Below are 17127 nucleotides of genomic sequence, written 5' to 3'. Positions count from 1 at the left end.
GTTCTCCCTGTCTGGTGGTGCAGCCAGTACAACGGTCGTCGCGCGCCGGGGGCAGTCACGGAAGGGCCGAAGCACCCATTCGCCGGACCCCCACATCTTGTAGGTTCGTACGAGGAAGCGGCGCGGGCAATGGGGCGGCAGCCCCCGGGCAACACGGACGACATCGGCGGACGGACATGCGACTGCGCACACTGCTGGCGGACGACGCACTGGGGTTGCGGCTGCTGCACGGCGCGGGCCGCCTGGAGGCCCGGGTGCGCGGGGTGATGACGACCGATCTGCGCGACCCCAGCCGCTATCTGCACGGCGGCGAACTGGTGCTGACCGGGCTCGCCTGGTGGCGCGGCCCCCAGGACTCCGAGCCCTTCGTACGGGTCCTGTCCCGGGCGGGCGTGACCGCGCTGGCGGCGGGCGAGGCCGAACTCGGCTCGGTCCCCGACGATCTGGCCGCCGCCTGTGCCCGGCACGGGCTGCCGCTGTTCGCGGTGGCGCAGGAGGTCGCGTTCGCCGAGATCACCGAGCGGGTGGTGCGGCGGATCTCCGGGCACCGGGCCGGGGACCTGGCGGCCGTCGTGGACCGGCACCGGCGGCTGATGGCCGCCGGGCCCGGCGGGGGCGGGCCGCAGGGCGTGCTCGATCTGCTGGGCGCCGAGCTGGATCTGCCGGCCTGGCTGCTGTCGGCCACCGGCCGGGTGATCGCCGGTTCCGGGCGGGTGCCGCTGCCCGGCGCGGTGGCGGCGGAGTTGGCCGCCCACCGGATGACGGCGGCGCTCGCCGGCCGTCCGGGCCCGTACCGGGTGCCGTCCGCCGCCGGTGACGGAAGCGGGTACGCGCTCTTCCCGGTGCCCGGCGACGCCCGGGGGCGGGCCGCCGCGCTCACCGGCCGGCAGCTGGTGGTACGCGCCGATGGGGGCGAGTGGCCGGACGAACGGCGCGATCTGCTGGCGGGCGTGGCGGAGCTGATCGCCGCCGAGCACGACCGGCACGAGGCGTCCCGTACGGTACGGCGCCGCCTGGCCCGGGAGATCGTGCGGCTGCTGCGGGACGGGGCGGTGCCCGCCGAGGTGGCGGCGCGGCTGCGGGTGGCCGGTCCGGTCCTGGGTCACTCGCTCGCCGACCCGCGCTGGCAGGTGGTGGTGGCCCGGGTGGAGGGCGTCGACGGGGGCGGAGCCGGGGACGAGGAGGCAGACGCGGGTGGCGGGGTGGCGGCGGCGCTGCTGGAGGAACTCCTGACCGCTCCCGGCGGCACCGAGCCGGCCCTGGTGGCGGGCGCGCCGCCCGACGGCGGGGCGGTGGCCCTCGTCCCCCTGCCCGCGCTGCCCGGCGAGGGCGCCGCGCTGCGGGCCGAGAGCGTCCTGGCACCGGTGCGTGGAGTCCTGTCCGCCGGGCTCCGCGACGGCGGCCGGCTGACGCTGGGGGTGAGCGCCCCGGTCGGGACGGCCGGCGGGCTGCGCGGCGCGCTGGAGGAGGCGCGGCACGCTCAGCGGGTGGCCGCCGCCGGGAACGGGGCGGTGCGCGGGGCCGGTCACGACGAACTGGCCTCGCACGTCCTGCTGCTGCCGTTCGTCCCGGAGGAGGTGCGGCTCGCCTTCACCGCACGGCTGCTGGATCCGTTGCGCGCCTACGACCGGCGGCACCGTGCGCGGCTGATCCCCACCCTGGAGGCGTTCTTGGCGGCCGACGGCTCCTGGACGCGGTGCGCGGCCCACCTGCACCTGCACGTCAATACGCTGCGCTACCGGATCGGCCGGATCGAGGCGCTCACCGGCCGGGACCTGAACCGGCTGGAGGACAAACTGGACTTCCTCCTCGCGCTGCGGCTGAGCCGGTGAGGGGGCGGACCGGGCGCCGTGGCGGGTGGCCTGCGGCGCGCGGTCAGCGCGTCCAGGGCCTGATGCCGAGGAAACCGCCGTCCGAGACGGTGCGGTAGGGCATCTCCTCGTTCCATCTGCGGCGCCCGCCCAGCAGCGAGGCGAGGAGCGTCACCGCCACCCCGGCCACCGCCCAGATGCCCAGCACCACCAGCGGGTTGGTGAGGGCATGGCCCTGGAAGTACGCGATGGACCGGGTCGCCCACGTTCCGGCGCCCGGGATCATCGCCGAGCCGATGCCACGCCAGAAGGTGGGCAGCAGGGAGGTCCCGATCGCGCCGCCCGCGCTCGGATTGCCGAGGACCACCACGATCAGCAGCGTCAGCCCGATGCCGACGGCCCCCAACAGCGCCTGCAGCGCCAGGGTCACCGCCCCGGTCGCGAACACCACCAGTGCGCCCACCAGCGCCAGCGCCACCAGCCGCCCGGGCAGCGCGTCCAGGACCGGGCCCACGATCACCGCGCCGCCGAGCCCGGACAGCAGCGAGAAGATCAGCAGCGCGCCCAGCCGGAACAGCGCGCGCGACACGGTGGAGGCCCGGCTCCCGGCACTGATGGCGAGCACGGCCGCGCACAGATAGCCGCCCACCACCCAGCCGATGACCAGGAAGAAGGAGGTCAGGCCGCGCGCGTCACCGGCCGCCGTGGGGGCGACGTCCCGCACCTCCAGGGTGCGGTTCTGCGCGGCCTCCACGGACAGCATCAGCTGCGCCAGCGTCTCCGCGGTCGAGGTGCCGCCACCGGTCGCCACCAGCAGGGTGTCCTGGGTGCCGGAGCCGTCCACGATCAGCGCGCCGTCCACGTCCCGGTGCCGCACCATGCGCAGCCCGTCCGCCTCCTCGGTCGAGGTGTGCTTGACATGGAGTGGGTCCCCCGGCAGCCCGTCCAGCTGGGAGACCAGCTGACCGGCCATCTCCTGCGGGGCCACCAGCGCGATCGGGATGCGGTGCGGCTCGGGACGGTGCAGCGCCCCCACGTACGAGGTGATGAACGCCCACTGCAAGAGCAGGGCGCCCAGCACCAGCAGCGCGGCGCGCGGTGTCACGGCGCCGCGCAGCGAGGTCCACAAGCCGCCGCGCGCGTATCCGGATATCGGCTCCATACCTCGCATCGTGCGGGCGCGGCGGGGCGGACGCCCAGCGGGGATGGGCCATTGGGTGGCCGCCGGAGGCCCGGCCCGGATTTGTGAACTGATTCACGCACGCCTCTTGGCCGGGCCCGGTGGCCCGTGCTGAGATTCCTCCACAGTCACGTACGCACATGCACGAGTGCACCATCGGCTCAATGACGCGCCTGGAGGGCAATGTGGCGGACACCGCCATACCACCGACCGTTCCCCTGGACAGCGCGGTATGGCGGCTTCGGTCGCGTGGCTGCTGGCAGGACGCGGCGGCGCTGCTGGAGACGACCGCGGCCGCCTCACCCGCGGCGGCGTTGCACCGCACCGCGCTGCTGGTGGAGTGCTGCATGTTCACCGGCGAGGGGTGGGAGCGGGCGGAGGACGCGCTGCGCGCGGTCGAGTCGATGCCGCTGACGGACGAAGAGCGGGGCGCGGCGGCCGGTGAGCGCGGGTACCTGGCGTACGCCTCGACGTTATTGCGGGTGCGCGACCGTACGGATGAGGCGCGGGCCGCGCTGGGCCGCGCCGCCGCGCTGCTGGCCCCCGACTCGCCGGGGCGGGCCCTGCTGGATTTCCGGCGCGGGCTGATGGCCCAGCATGTGAGCGGCAACGCGGAGGCGGCGGAGGCCGGTTTCCGGCGGGCGCACGTCGAGGCGGTGGCGCGCGGGGACGCGCTGCTCAGCTCGTACACCTGGCGGCATCTGGCGGCGCTGGCGCAGGAGAAGGGCGATCTCGACCGGGCCAGGGAGGGTTTCACCCACAGTCTGCGGCTGCGCGAGGAGACCGGGTTCCTGGTGGGGATCGCCCCGGCCCTGGTGGCGCTGGCGGAGGTTCAGCCGGAACCGGAGGCGGCCCGGCTGCGTACCGAGGCGAGCCGCCTGTTCCACCTGCTGGACCGGGTTCCCCGCTGGCTGGCCCCCCACTTCGCACCCCGTGCGGCGGCGGACTGAGCCGCCGCGCCCGCGTGACCCGGCTCCGTCACCGGTCCTGGGCGCCGGTGAAGTGCTCGGTCGCCAGTTGCTGCGCCGCCGGCACGTCGTGGCGGCGCAGCGCGTCCAGCAGGGCGGCGTGTTCCAGGGCGTCGGCCAGGAGTTCGGCGGTGCCCGGCAGTGTGCCCTGCGAGGCGGGGCTCTGGGAGCGCCGGTGCAGATCCTCCGCTATCAGCACCAGTTGGCGGTTGCCGGTCAGGTGCAGCAGGGCGCGGTGGAAGCAGCGGTCGGCCTCCGCGTAGGCGGCGCGGTCCCCGCGTGTGGCGGCGGTGACGGTCGCCTCGGCCAGCGGACGCAGCTCGTCCCAGCGTTCGGGGGGCAGGGTGTGGGCCAGCCGCATGATGGCGGGCACTTCGAGGGCGGCGCGCACCTCGGCGAGTTCGGCGGCGTCGCGCGGGGTGTGGCCCGCGATCCGGAAGCCCCGGTTGGGGACCGTCTCCACGGCGCCCTCGCTGGCGAGTTGCTGCATCGCCTCGCGCACCGGGGTCGCCGAGACGCCGTACCGCTCGGCGAGCACCGGCGCCGAGTACACCTCGCCCGGGGCGAGTTGGCCGCTGGCCAGCGCGTCGCGCAGCGCGGCGAGCACCTGGGCGCGCACGGAGTGGCGTTCGGGCAGCGACCGGGGCCGTACGGGAAGGGGCGGCCGGTCGGGGCGCACCACCGGCGCGGCAGGGGCCGTCGCTATGTACGCATCCACGCGGGCGCCCCCTCCACCGGAAAAAGTGATGCCGAGCACCCTAGGCCGATATGGGCCGAGATCAAACCCCCTCCGTGATCGGGTAAGGTAAGCCTTACCTCTCCGTTTCGCCCTTGCACTTGATTCGGTGGCACCATGCACGTCTCCGCTCTCGCCCCGGCCCATCCGCTGGCACCCGCACTCGATCGTGCGAATGATGTCCTGAGCACCCTCCGGTTCACCCAGGAGGAGCCGCGCGGCGGCCCGGGCTGGGTGCGCGGCAGCGATCTCGCCGAGGCGGGGCCGGTGCTGGAGGACTTCCTGACCTGGGACGACGAACGCATTCTCGCCGACTACGGACAGCGGGGCCGGCCACAGGTCGTGGCCAGTTTCGCACTGCACCGGTACGCGTGGCCCGCCGCCGTCCTGTTCACGCTCCCCTACTTCCTGTTGCGCCGGGTGCCGTGGCTGGAGCCGGCGGATGTCGCATTCCATCGCGCCGATGGCCTGATCACGGCAGCCGCCCGCACCTTCAGCTGTCTGCCCGACGATCCGCTGGCCGGTCATCCGGATGCCCGGGTGGTCGCGGACGAGGAGGCGCTGCGGGCGGCGGTGCGCGAGGCGGCGGCCGCCCATCTGGGGCCGGTGCTCGAGGGGTTCCGGCCGCGGATGCGCCGGGGCAGCCGGGCGCTGTGGGGCATGGCGACCGATGAGCTCACCGAGAGCCTGTGGTACCTGGGTTCGCTGCTCGGTGAGGAGGAGCGCGCGCTCGCCGAGGCGCAGTTGCTGCTGCCCGGTGGCACCACCCCCTATCCGGGTGGTGCCGCGTTCCGGGACCTCACCGGTCCGGATGGCGCGGTGCTGCGCACCCGCGACCGGGTGAGCTGCTGTCTCTTCTACACACTGCGTCCCGAGTCCACGTGTGTGACCTGCCCGCGCATGTGTGACAGCGAGCGGATCGAACGGTTGACAGCCGTTCGCTAAAGGTTTCGCAACAAATAGCACAACCCCTTTCCGCGCCTCACCCATTGGTGGGGCCGGGTTGTCAACCCCACCAGCGAACCCCCTCGTTGACGCAGGATGCTGGCGGAAACACAGCCGCGAAAGACGGCCTCCCGAGCCGGGTAAGGTGCTCCGCTATGACCGACATAGAGTTCAGCTGGGTGATCGCAGGAGCCGTGCTCCTGGCGGGTGCCCTTGTCGCGGTGACCCTGATGAGCAAGGGACGCAAACCTGCGGCAGCGGCTGCCGACGGGGTGCAGAGCGACTCGTGGGAAGTGATGGAGGAGCGCCGCCGGCGCAAGGAGCGCGCGTACGCGACCGCCTCCTACCTTCTGCTCTTCTGCTGCGCCGGAGTGGCGGCGGCGCTGTCCTTCCAGGGGCTGGTCGGCTTCGGCCGGGAGAACCTGAACCTCTCGGGCGGCTGGGAGTACCTGGTCCCGTTCGGCCTGGACGGCGCGGCCATGTTCTGTGCGGTGATCGCGGTGCGCGAGGCGAGCCAGGGCGACGCGTCGCTGGGCTCGCGGATGCTGGTGTGGCTGTTCGCCGGTGCCGCCGCCTGGTTCAACTGGGTGCACGCGCCGCGCGGTGAGATGCACGCCGGCGCCCCGCAGTTCTTCGCCGGGATGTCGCTCTCCGCGGCCATCCTCTTCGACCGCGCGCTCAAGCAGACCCGCAAGGCGGCGCTGCGCGAGCAGGGCCTGGTGCCGCGTCCGCTGCCGCAGATCCGGTTCGTCCGGTGGATGCGGGCGCCGCGCGAGACCTACGGTGCCTGGTCGCTGATGCTGCTGGAGAATGTCCGCACCCTGGACGAGGCCGTCGAGGAGGTCCGCGAGGAGCGCCGTACCAAGGAGCTGGAGAAGGCCCGCCGCAAGGAGCAGCGCAAGCTGGAGAAGGCGCGGATCAAGGCGCTGGGCCGGCAGCAGCGGGTCGAGGTCGCGGTGGAGCAGGCCGGCGGGGACCGTACGGAGCCGGCGGCGCTGGAGTCCGGTCAGGCTCCCGGCGGACGGCGGGCGCTGGACGCCCCGGGCAGCGGTGGCACCGCCACCGCGACGGCCGCGTCCTCCCGTACCGATCTGTCCGGCGCGGACGGCCGGCTCAACTCTCTTGAGGAGAAACTGGCCCAGATCGAGCGTCAGTTCGGCTGAACCTTGACCCGGATGCGGCGCCGCTGATCGATATGCGGCAGCCTGGGGCCCATGGGGATATGGCAGCTGTTGCTGGTGGGCCTGGTGATGCTGTTGGGTCTGCTGGGCATCATGGTGCCCGGGGTGCCGGGATCACTGGCGGTGTGGGCGGCGGTGTTCTGGTGGAGTTCCGCCGAAGGCACCTCGCAGGCGTGGTGGGTGCTGGTCACCGCCACCGCGTTATTACTGGTTCATCAAGTGGTGCAGTGGCTGCTTCCGGCCGCCGGCCGGCGGGAGGCCGGGGTACGGAAGCGTCAGCTGCTGTTCGCCGGGGGGACGGGGATCGTCGGTTTCTTCGTCCTGCCGGTGGTCGGGGTGGTGCCGGGGTTCATCGGGGCCCTGTACGGGTGGGAGCGGGCCCGGCTCGGTGACCACGGCGCGGCGGTGTCCTCCACCCGCGTCATCATGCGCTCGGTCGGGCGCCGGATGCTGGTCGAACTGGCGGCATGTCTGCTGGTGACGGGGTTGTGGCTCGGCGTGCTGCGGTGGGGCTGAGGCCGGGCCGTGGCAGGCTGCGGCCATGACGGAGCAGGTTGAGTTCAGCCCCGCCGAGCGCGCCTACCTGGCCACCCAGCGGCTGGCCCGGCTGGCCACGGTGGATCCCGCCGGACGCCCGCAGGCAAAGCCGGTGGGCTTCTTCGCACAGGTCGACGGCACGCTGCTGATCGGCGGCCAGGCGATGGGCGCCTCGGTCAAGTGGCGCAACCTGACGGTCAATCCCCATCTGTCGCTGGTCGTGGACGACCTGGCGAGCGTCACCCCCTGGCGGGTACGCGGGGTGGAGATCCGCGGGATCGCCCAACTGCTGGTGGGCGAGGTGGATCTGGGCCCCGGCTTCAGCCCGGAGGTCATCCGGGTGCGTCCGCGCCGCATCCTCAGCTGGGGACTGCCCGGCTGAACCCGGCTGATACGGTCGCGCCCGATCCGCGCGCCCAGCGGCCCCGGGCCGACGTCAGTCGCGATGGCCGGTCCGCGCCGCCGGGGTGACCTGCCACAGATGGTGGACCGCGTACGAACGCCACGGCCGCCAGCCCTCCGCGTCGGCCGCGGTGGCGCCGATACCCGCCAGACCGTGCCGCACCCCGGCGTCCCCCGGCAGGAAGACATCCGGATCGCCCAGCGCCCGCATCCGCAGATAGCCGGCGGTCCACGGGCCGATCCCGGGCAGCGCGAGCAACGCGGCCTCCGTCGCGTCACGGTCGGCGCCGGGGTCGAGGGTCACGGTGCCGTCGGCGAGCGCGGCGCACAGCGTGCGCAGGGTGCGGCGCCTGGCCCCGGGCATGCCCAGCTCGCCGAGCGGGGCACCGGCGAGGGCGTCGGCGGTGGGGAAGACATGGGTGAGAGCACCGTCGGGCGCCGGCAGCGGCTTGCCGTACGCCGCGACCAGGGTGCCGCCCAGGGTCCGGGCACCGGCCACCGTGATCTGCTGGCCGAGGACGGCGCGCACCGCCAGTTCGTGCGGCTGGGCGGCGCCGGGGGACCGCAGCCCGGGGCGGGCGGCGGCGAGCGGCCCCAGATGCGGATCGGCGGCGAAGCGCTCGGCGACCGCGTACGGATCGGCGTCCAGGTCGAACAGCCGGCGCAGCCGCTGCACGGCCGTGGTGAGATCCCGCAGGTCCGTCAGCATGAGCCGGGCGGGCAGCCAGCCCTTCCCGTCGTGCTCGCCCACCTCGGCGATGCCGCTGCCGTGCGGCAGGTCGAGGGAACGGCGGTAGAGACGGGCACCCGGCTCCCCCGTCATCTCCTCGATGCCCGTGATGGCACGGCGGCCGAGGAAGTCGAAGATCTCCCGGGCTGCGTACGGACCCCGGTGGGCCAGCCGCAGCGGGACGCCGGCCCGGTCCTGGGGCGGGGTGGTCCGGCCGCCACGGACCTCGGTGGGGGTGCGGGCGTAGACCTGCCGGATCGTGTCGTTGAACTGCCGGACGCTGGAGAACCCGGCCGCGAAGGCGATCTCGGTGATCGGCAGCGCGGTGCTCTGGAGCAGGATGCGGGCGCTGTGCGCGCGCTGGGCGCGGGCCAGCGCGACGGGTCCCGCGCCGAGTTCGGTGGTGAGCTGGCGCTGCACCTGGCGGGGGCTGTAGCCGAGCCGGGAGGCGAGCCCGGTGACGCCGTCGCGGTCCACGACACCGTCGGCGATCATGCGCATGGCGCGCCCGACCGCGTCGGCGCGGACGTTCCACTCCGCCGATCCGGGGACGGCGTCGGGGCGGCAGCGGCGGCAGGCCCGGTAGCCGGCGGCCTGGGCGGCGGCGGCCGAGGGGTGGAAGGTGACGTGAGCCCGCTTGGGGGTGACGGCCGGGCAGCTGGGCCGGCAGTAGATGCCGGTGGTGCGCACGGCCGTGTAGAAGACCCCGTCGAACCGCTCGTCGCGGCTGCGGACCGCCTCGTACCTGCTGTCGTCGTCCATCACACTGCCCAGTGTGCGCCCGGCGCGAGCTCTCCACTGGCGGAAAACGGACACGGCCGTCGGAGCGTCGCCAGGGCCGCGCGGGCGGCCCGTCGACGGCCCGACGGCAGCCGGGTCAGGCCAGCCGGGCCGGGAAGCCGCCGGTGGCGATCGGGCCCCAGTGGGTGGGGGTGATCCGGATCAGGGACTTGCCCTGCTTGGTCATCGCCGCGCGGTACTCGTCCCAGTCCGGGTGCTCGCCGGCGATGTTGCGGTAGTAGGTGACCAGCGGCTCCAGTGCCTCGGGCAGGTCCAGCACCTCGGCGGTGCCGTCGACCTGGACCCAGGGGCCGTTCCACTCGTCCGACAGGACGATCAGGGAGACCCGCTCGTCACGGCGGGCGTTCCTCGTCTTGGCGCGCTCGGGATACGTGGAGACCACGATCCGTCCGTCGTCGTCCACCCCGCAGGTCAGCGGGGAGCCCTGCGGGGCGCCGTCCGCGCGCCGGGTGAGCAGGATGGCGCGGTGCCGGGGGCGGACGAACTCCAGCAGTCCGGGCAGTTCGACACGGGTGTTGGTGGCGATGGAGGGACTCATGGCGCCCGACCCTAGTCCACCGGTGGCCCCTCCCCCGGCGCGTGGCCGGGGGAGGGCGTGGCATCAGGCGGCCATCGCCACCTCGGTGCCGGCCGGGGTCAGCGCCAGCTCCAGCACCTGGCGGACATCGGTGACCGGGTGCACCTCCAGGTCCGCCAGCACCTCACGGGGCACGTCGTCCAGATCGGGCTCGTTGCGCTGCGGGATGATCACCGTGGTGATGCCGGCCCGGTGCGCGGCGAGCAGCTTCTGCTTGACGCCGCCGATCGGCAGCACCCGGCCGGTCAGCGAGACCTCACCGGTCATCGCCACGTCCGGCCGCACCTGGCGCCCGGACAGCAGCGAGGCCAGCGCGGTGGTCATGGTGATGCCGGCGCTGGGGCCGTCCTTGGGCACCGCCCCGGCGGGGATGTGCAGATGGACGCCGCGTTCCTTGAGGTCGCCGACCGGCAGTTCCAGTTCGGCGCCGCGCGAGCGCAGGTAGGACAGGGCGATCTGGCCGGACTCCTTCATGACGTCGCCCAGCTGGCCCGTGAGGCTCAGCCCGGCGCCGCCGGTCTCCGCGTCCGCCAGCGACGCCTCGATGTAGAGCACGTCGCCCCCGGCGCCGGTGACCGCGAGCCCGGTGGCCACGCCGGGGACCGCCGTGCGCCGCTGCTCGGGCGACTGGGCCGCCTCCGGCGTGTGGTGCGGACGGCCGATGAGGCCGCGCAGATCGTCCTCGGTGACGGTGTGCGGCAGGGTCAGTTCGCCCAGCTCGTTGCGGGCGGCGACCTTGCGCAGCAGCCGGGCCAGGGAGCGTTCCAGGGAACGCACGCCCGCCTCGCGGGTGTACTCGCCGGCCAGCTTGCGCAGCACGCCGTCGGTCACCCCCACCTCGGCGGGGTCCAGGCCCGCCCGCTCCAGCTGGCGGCGCAGCAGGTGCTCCCGGGCGATGGTGACCTTCTCGTCCTCGGTGTAGCCGTCGAGCTGCACCAGTTCCATCCGGTCGAGCAGCGGCTGCGGGATGCCCTCCAGCATGTTGGCGGTGGCCAGGAAGACCACGTCGCTCAGATCGAGTTCGACCTCCAGGTAGTGGTCGCGGAAGGTGTGGTTCTGGGCCGGGTCCAGGACTTCGAGCAGCGCGGCGGAGGGGTCGCCCCGGTAGTCGCTGCCGACCTTGTCGATCTCGTCCAGCAGGATGACGGGGTTCATCGACCCGGCCTCCTTGATGGCGCGCACGACGCGTCCGGGCATGGCGCCCACGTACGTACGGCGGTGGCCGCGGATCTCGGCCTCGTCGCGGACACCGCCCAGCGCGACCCGGACGAAGCTGCGGCCCATGGCGCGGGCCACGGACTCGCCCAGCGAGGTCTTGCCGACGCCGGGCGGACCGACCAGGGCGAGGACGGCGCCGCCGCGCCGTCCGCCGATGACGCCCAGGCCCTTGTCGGAGCGGCGCTTGCGCACGGCCAGGTACTCGGTGATGCGTTCCTTGACGTCGGTGAGCCCGGCGTGGTCGGCGTCCAGGACCGCCTTGGCACCGGTGATGTCGTAGGCGTCCTCGGTGCGGTGGTTCCAGGGCAGTTCGAGAACGGTGTCCAGCCAGGTACGGATCCAGCTGCCCTCGGGGGAGGCGTCGGAGGAGCGCTCCAGCTTGTCGACCTCCTTCAGGGCCGCCTCGCGGACCTTCTCGGGGAGGTCGGCGGACTCCACGCGGGCGCGGTAGTCCTCGCCCTCGTCCGCGGCGTCGCCGTTCAGCTCGGCCAGTTCCTTGCGGACGGCCTCCAGCTGGCGGCGCAGCAGGAATTCGCGCTGCTGCTTGTCGACGCCCTCCTGGACGTCCTTGGCGATGGACTCGGCGACATCCTGTTCGGCCAGGTGGTCGCTGAGCAGGCGCACGGCCAGCCGCAGCCGTTCGACCGGCTCGGTGGTCTCCAGCAGTGTCAGGCGCTGCTCGGTGGTGAGGAACGGGGAGTAGCCGGCGTTGTCGGCCAGGGCTCCGGGGTCCTCGATCTGCTGGAGCCGGTCGACGACCTCCCAGGCGCCGCGCTGGCGCAGCCAGGCGGTGGCCAGGGCCTTGTACTCCTTCATCAGCTCGGTGACGGCGCCGGGCAGCGGGGTGGGCTGCTCCTCGGCGACGGGGGTGCCCTCGACCCACAGGGCGGCGCCGGGTCCTGTGGTGCCGGAGCCGATCCGCACCCGGCGCAGGCCGCGGATGAGGGCGCCGGGGCCGCCCTCGGAGAGCCGGCCGACCTGTTCGACGCGGCCGGCGACGCCGGTCGCGGCGTAGGAGCCCTCGATCCGCGGCACCAGCAGGACGCGGGGCTTCTCACCGGCGGGGGCCGCCGCCTGGGCGGCCTCGACCGCGGCGCGGACCTCGGGGTCGGACAGTTCCAGCGGGACGACCATGCCGGGCAGCACGACCTCGTCGTCCAGGGGCAGCACGGGCAGGGTGAGTGTGTCGGATGACGATGTCGGTGCCATGACCTCTCCCTCAGCAGACAAGTTGAGTTCACTGCACTCAATGCCGGAGGGCGGCGGGATGTTCCCCGGAGGCCGGGCGTTCGCTGTGAGCGATCAGTGCGGGACCGTACGCGTCCCCGCACGGGCGCGCGCCGGGGAACCGCGCGGGTGACCGCGCCCGGACGCGCGGGCCCGTCAGCTCTCCCGCAGCAGCCGCTCCAGGAAGGCGGCGGTGGCGGTCGGCGGCTCGGCCTGGAGCACGACCTGGTTCATCACGTGCCGGTACTGCTCTATCTCGGCGGGCTTGTCCGGGTAGACGCCGCCGTTCAGCTGCTCCAGGTACACCACGTCGGGCAGCTCGGCGCCCGGCGGGCGCAGCACCGTCACCGGGCCGCCCACCGCCGCGTGCCCGCCGGCCGAGAACGGCAGCACCTGGATACTGACGTGCGCCAGCCGGGAGATCTCCAGCAGATGCCCCAGCTGCTCGCGCATCATCGCCGCGCTGCCCATGGAGCGGCGCAGCGCAGCCTCGTCGATCACCGCCCACAGATGGGGCGGGCCCGGCCGGTGCAGAATGCGCTGTCTGGCCATCCGCAGCTCGACCCGGCGTTCCAGCAGCCCGTCCTGCGGCTCGGGGGTGAGCCGGTGCACGGCGCGGCTGTACCCCTCGGTCTGGAGCAGTCCCGGGATGAACTGCTGCTCATACGTACGGATGACCACAGCCGCCTGCTCCAGGCCGAGGAAGACGTTCAGCCAGCTGGGCACCACATCGTGGTACGCGTGCCACCAGCCGGGGGTGTTGGACTGCCGGGCCAGTGCCAGCAGGGTGGCGCGCTCGGCGGAGTCGGTCACCCCGTACAGCGTCAGCAGGTCATCCACGTCGCGCAGCTTGAACCCGGTGCGGCCCATCTCCAGCCGGCTGATCTTGGAGTGCGAGGCACGGATCACCTCGCCCGCTTCCGCGCCGGTGATCCGGCGGGCCTCGCGCAGCTTGCGCAGCCTGGAGCCCAGGATCATGCGGGGGACGGTGGGCCCGGATCTGCGGTCGTCCAGGGGTCCCCCGACGCGCTCACTCACGGCTCTTGTCACGCCCATGTCCGCTCCCATGCCGTAGCCGCGAACGCCTCACTGTACTAGAACCCTTACCCCGCGATCCGGCGCGCACCGTGACGGACTTGGCGCCCCGGCGGTCGGTGCCCCGGATGCGCCGGCGACGGTCGTCGCCCGCCCGGCGCATGCGCTCCAGCTCCTCCCGCAGCTCCCCGCGCTGCCACGCCTTCGCCCAGCGGCGCGCGGTCACCATGGGATCGTCCGGCTCCGGGATGCCCTGCGCCTCGGCCCGCGAACGGCGGGACTTGACGGCCGCCGCCATCGCCGCCGCGGCGGCGGCGCGGGCGCGCTCGCTCTCGGCACGGGCCGCGGCGATGGTGGCGGTGGGCCAGATCCGGTCCACGGCGGCGTTCAGCGCGGCGCCGACCAGCACGGCGAAGGCGGACAGGGCCAGCCACAGCAGGATCGCGACCGGCACCGCCAGCGACCCGTACATGCTGGGCCCCTCGACGGTCGCGCGCAGATACGCCTTGAGGGCGTACGCGCACGCCGCCCAGATGGTCAGCGCCACCAGCGCGCCGGGGATGTCCTCGCGCCAGGGCGACCGCACCGGCACCGACACGTGGTACAGCGTGGTGAGGAAGGAGACGCACAGCAGCAGCAGGAGCGGCCAGTACGTGTAGCGCAGCGCCCCGGACAGCTGCGGCACCCACTCGGCGACCATGCCGGGGCCGATCACCATGGCGGGCACGGCGATCGCGCCGACCACCATGCTGACCACGTACATGGAGAACGCCAGCAGCCGGGTGGTGGCCGGGTTGCGGTGGCCGTCGAGCCCGTACATCACGGTGATGGTGCCGACGAAGACGTTCATCGCCCGCGAGCCCGACCACAGGGCGACGATGAAGCCGAAGGACATCACGTCGGGGCGCGGCCCGGAGACCAGATCGTTGATCAGCGGCGTGATGACCTCGTCCACGCCGCGGTCGGAGAGCATCGCCCCGGACAGCTCCAGGATGTGGCCGCGCACGGTGGGCAGCGCCGTGGTGCCGGCCACCGCGTCCAGGCTGGAGAGCAGCCCGATCAGGCCCAGCAGCAGCGGGGGCAGGGAGAGCAGGGTGAAGAACGCCGCCTCGGCGGCCATGCCCATCACCCGGTGCTCGGAGCAGGAGGTGACGGTGTCCTTCAGCAGCAGCCAGGAGAGCCTGCCCTTGGGGATGTTGCGGTAGACGGCACTGCGCGAGGGGCGGCCGAGGCGTCTGCGCTCCTGTTTCTCCCGCTTCTTCTCCTGCTTTCTGTCGTGTCTGTCGTGCCTCGTGCCGGGCCCGGGGTCCGGCGTCCGGCCCCGCGCCCCGTCCCCGGTCGTCCCCCGTGGTGCTTCCCCCCGCTCCGCCGCGCGCTGTCTGCGCTGTCCTTCCGGTATGGGTGCTGACTGTTCGGCGTTCACGCGCATAACGTAACCGCATGACCTCCACCTCCAGCACGCACCGGGTGACCAACCAAGTTCCGCCCCTGGTGGGCCACGACGTCTTCGGCGCGGACGCCGCGCTGCGGGAGGCGGTGGAGCGCCACAGCGGTGACCCGGGGCAGGCGGCGCGCAGCGCGGCGGAGTTGAGCGAGCTGGGCCGGGCGGCCGGCTCGCGGGAGGCGCAGGAGTGGGGGCGGCTGGCCAACGAGAACCCCCCGGTGCTGCGCACCCACGACCGCTACGGCGAGCGGATCGACGAGGTGGAGTTCCACCCGTCCTGGCACCGGCTGCTGGAGCGCGGGGTGGCCGCCGGCCTGACGGCGGCGTGGCCGCGTACGGACGGCCATCTGCGGCGCGCCGCCGCGTTCGTGGTGTGGTCGCAGGTGGAGGCGGGGCACGGCTGTCCGTTGTCGATGACGCACGCCGCGGTGCCCGCGCTGCGCGCCGAGCCCGCTCTGGCCGCCGCGTGGGAGCCGCTGCTGACCTCCACGGTGTACGAGCCGGGGCTGCGCCCGGCGGCCGGCAAGGCGGGGGTGCTGGCCGGGATGGGGATGACGGAGAAGCAGGGCGGCTCGGACGTCCGGGCCAACACGACCGAGGCCGTACCGCTCCAGGAGGACGGGGCCTACGCGCTGCGCGGTCACAAGTGGTTCTGCTCGGCGCCGATGTCGGACGTGTTCCTGGTGCTGGCGCAGGCGCCCGGCGGGCTCACCTGTTTCCTGCTGCCCCGGGTGCTGCCGGACGGGAGCCGCAACACCTTCCTCGTCCAGCGGCTGAAGGACAAGCTGGGCAACCGCTCCAACGCCTCCGCCGAGGTGGAGTTCGACGGTTCCACGCTGGCGTGGCGGGTCGGCGAGGAGGGTCGCGGGGTGGCCACCATCATCGGGATGGTGGCGGCGACCCGGCTGGACTGTGTGGCCGGGTCCGCGGCGATCATGCGGCAGGCGGTGACCCAGGCGGTGCATCACGCGGAGCACCGTTCGGCGTTCGGCGGCGCGCTGATCGACAAGCCGCTCATGCGCAACGTCCTGGCGGATCTGGCGCTGGAGTCGGAGGCGGCGACCGCGCTGACGATGCGGCTGGCTGCGGCGTACGACCGGGCGGCGGCGGGCAGCGCCTCGGAGCGGCATCTGCTGCGGCTCGCGGTGCCGGCGGCCAAGTACTGGGTGACCAAGCGCTGTACCCCGCTGACGGTGGAGGCGCTGGAGTGCCTGGGCGGCAACGGCTACGTGGAGGAGTCCGGGATGCCGCGGCTGCTGCGCGAGTCGCCGCTGAACTCGATCTGGGAGGGCGCGGGCAATGTGCAGTCCCTCGACGTACTGCGGGCGTTGCAGCGTGAACCGATGGCGCTGAACGCGTTCCTGACCGAGGTGGGGCACTCCTCGGGCGCCGACCACCGGCTGGACGCGGCGATCAAGGACGTGCTGACGGAGCTGTCGGACCTGGAGGGCATCGAGGGGCGGGCGCGGCGGCTGGTGGAGCGGCTGGCGCTGGTGCTGCAGGGGTCGCTGCTGGTCCGGTACGCCCCGGCGGCGGTGGCCGACGCGTTCTGCGCCTCGCGGCTGGGCGGGGAGGGCGGGCTCGCCTTCGGGACGCTGCCGAAGGGGCTGGACCTGGAGGCGGTGGTGGAGCGGGCGCTGCCCCGGTAGGGGTGGGGTGCCTGTGATGGAATGACGGGAATGAGCACCTCGCCGCCCCCGGACCCCGCCCGCGACGCCGACGCCCCCGCCGTCCGTGTCACCGTCACCACCTGGTACCTGGAGCAGACGGAGCCGCGGGAGCCCGGCCCGGCCCGCCGTCCGGCGCCCGGCGCGGAGGTCCGGATCGAGCGGGCTGCGGTGCCCAGCCCCGAGTTCAGCCGCTTTCTGTACACGGCGGTGGGCCAGGATGTCGCCTGGACCGACCGGCTGCCGTGGGACCTGGCCCGCTGGCGGGCGCATCTGGAGCGGCCGGGGGTGGAGACCTGGGTGGTGTACGAGCGCGGCACTCCCGGCGGCTTCGTCGAACTGACCGCCCAGGACGCCGGGGTGGTGGAGATCAGCTACTTCGGGCTGCTGCCCGCCTTCCGGGGCCGTGGCCTGGGCGGACTGCTGCTCGCCGAGGGCACCGCCCGCGCCTGGGATCTGGCCGGGCGGTGGCCGGACCGCGAGCCGACCCGGCGGGTGTGGGTGCACACCTGCTCGCAGGACGGGGAGCACGCCCTGGAGAACTACCGGCGGCGCGGTTTCCGGCTGTACGACACCCGGGTCGGCCAGGAGCCGTACGCGGCGCAGCCCGGCCCCTGGCCGGGCGCATAACGGGGCTCTCACCAGCACGTCTCTGCATATGAGACTCA

General features: G+C 73.7%; 15 protein-coding genes. 8 read left to right on the top strand and 7 right to left on the bottom strand.

The window, feature by feature from the left end:
• The first annotated feature begins 176 nt into the window (after positions 1-176).
• Complete coding sequence (locus tag SXIM_RS23260) at positions 177-1832, top strand: PucR family transcriptional regulator (RefSeq protein WP_046725036.1); 1656 nt, start codon at positions 177-179, stop codon at positions 1830-1832.
• A gap of 43 nt (positions 1833-1875) precedes the next feature.
• Here the strand turns inward: SXIM_RS23260 and SXIM_RS23255 are convergent, their stop codons facing one another.
• Entirely contained in the window at positions 1876-2973 is a 1098-nt protein-coding gene (locus tag SXIM_RS23255; protein ID WP_030730584.1) for a membrane protein, read from the bottom strand.
• Positions 2974-3155: 182 nt separating this feature from the next.
• On the opposite strand from SXIM_RS23255, the gene SXIM_RS23250 reads away from it, so the two are divergent.
• Positions 3156-3941, top strand: a complete 786-nt coding sequence (locus SXIM_RS23250) for a hypothetical protein (protein ID WP_046725862.1) — start codon at positions 3156-3158, stop codon at positions 3939-3941.
• Between the two features lie 28 nt (positions 3942-3969).
• On the opposite strand, the gene SXIM_RS23245 is transcribed toward SXIM_RS23250, so the two are convergent.
• Entirely contained in the window at positions 3970-4677 is a 708-nt protein-coding gene (locus tag SXIM_RS23245; protein WP_375878755.1) for a GntR family transcriptional regulator, read from the bottom strand.
• Positions 4678-4812: 135 nt separating this feature from the next.
• On the opposite strand from SXIM_RS23245, the gene SXIM_RS23240 reads away from it, so the two are divergent.
• The 4 genes from SXIM_RS23240 (at position 4813) to SXIM_RS23225 (ending at position 7740) form a co-directional block, all read left to right on the top strand.
• The gene (locus SXIM_RS23240) at positions 4813-5640 is read left to right on the top strand and encodes a (2Fe-2S)-binding protein (protein WP_030730577.1); all 828 of its coding nucleotides are present in this window, start codon (positions 4813-4815) and stop codon (positions 5638-5640) included.
• Between the two features lie 155 nt (positions 5641-5795).
• On the top strand, positions 5796-6803 hold the full coding sequence (locus tag SXIM_RS23235; protein WP_030730574.1) for a DUF2637 domain-containing protein: 1008 nt from the start codon (positions 5796-5798) through the stop codon (positions 6801-6803).
• Positions 6804-6854: 51 nt separating this feature from the next.
• Positions 6855-7337, top strand: a complete 483-nt coding sequence (locus SXIM_RS23230; RefSeq protein ID WP_030730572.1) for a DUF456 domain-containing protein — start codon at positions 6855-6857, stop codon at positions 7335-7337.
• Between the two features lie 25 nt (positions 7338-7362).
• Complete coding sequence (locus SXIM_RS23225) at positions 7363-7740, top strand: PPOX class F420-dependent oxidoreductase (protein WP_030730569.1); 378 nt, start codon at positions 7363-7365, stop codon at positions 7738-7740.
• A 54-nt stretch (positions 7741-7794) separates the two neighbouring features.
• Here SXIM_RS23225 and SXIM_RS23220 read toward each other — a convergent pair whose 3' ends face one another.
• From SXIM_RS23220 to SXIM_RS23200, 5 genes are all read right to left on the bottom strand, one after another.
• Entirely contained in the window at positions 7795-9252 is a 1458-nt protein-coding gene (locus SXIM_RS23220) for an AlkA N-terminal domain-containing protein (protein ID WP_030730567.1), read from the bottom strand.
• 115 nt (positions 9253-9367) lie between these two features.
• Complete coding sequence (locus SXIM_RS23215; protein ID WP_030730563.1) at positions 9368-9829, bottom strand: PPOX class F420-dependent oxidoreductase; 462 nt, start codon at positions 9827-9829, stop codon at positions 9368-9370.
• Between the two features lie 63 nt (positions 9830-9892).
• Positions 9893-12295 carry an endopeptidase La gene (gene lon / locus SXIM_RS23210; RefSeq protein ID WP_046725035.1) on the bottom strand — a complete coding sequence of 801 codons (2403 nt, stop codon included), beginning with the start codon at positions 12293-12295 and terminating at the stop codon, positions 9893-9895.
• 174 nt (positions 12296-12469) lie between these two features.
• Complete coding sequence (locus tag SXIM_RS23205) at positions 12470-13291, bottom strand: helix-turn-helix domain-containing protein (RefSeq protein ID WP_234306828.1); 822 nt, start codon at positions 13289-13291, stop codon at positions 12470-12472.
• 52 nt (positions 13292-13343) lie between these two features.
• Positions 13344-14771, bottom strand: coding sequence for a YihY/virulence factor BrkB family protein (locus SXIM_RS23200; protein ID WP_234306827.1), 1428 nt, complete (start codon positions 14769-14771; stop codon positions 13344-13346).
• Positions 14772-14788: 17 nt separating this feature from the next.
• Between SXIM_RS23200 and SXIM_RS23195 the strand changes: the two genes are divergently transcribed.
• Positions 14789-16441 carry an acyl-CoA dehydrogenase family protein gene (locus SXIM_RS23195; RefSeq protein ID WP_030730550.1) on the top strand — a complete coding sequence of 551 codons (1653 nt, stop codon included), beginning with the start codon at positions 14789-14791 and terminating at the stop codon, positions 16439-16441.
• Positions 16442-16471: 30 nt separating this feature from the next.
• Complete coding sequence (locus SXIM_RS23190) at positions 16472-17089, top strand: GNAT family N-acetyltransferase (RefSeq protein WP_046725034.1); 618 nt, start codon at positions 16472-16474, stop codon at positions 17087-17089.
• Positions 17090-17127 lie beyond the last annotated feature (38 nt).

It is taken from the genome of Streptomyces xiamenensis (assembly GCF_000993785.3).
Lineage (GTDB): Bacteria > Actinomycetota > Actinomycetes > Streptomycetales > Streptomycetaceae > Streptomyces > Streptomyces xiamenensis.
This window is presented reverse-complemented; position numbering and strand designations above follow the sequence as displayed.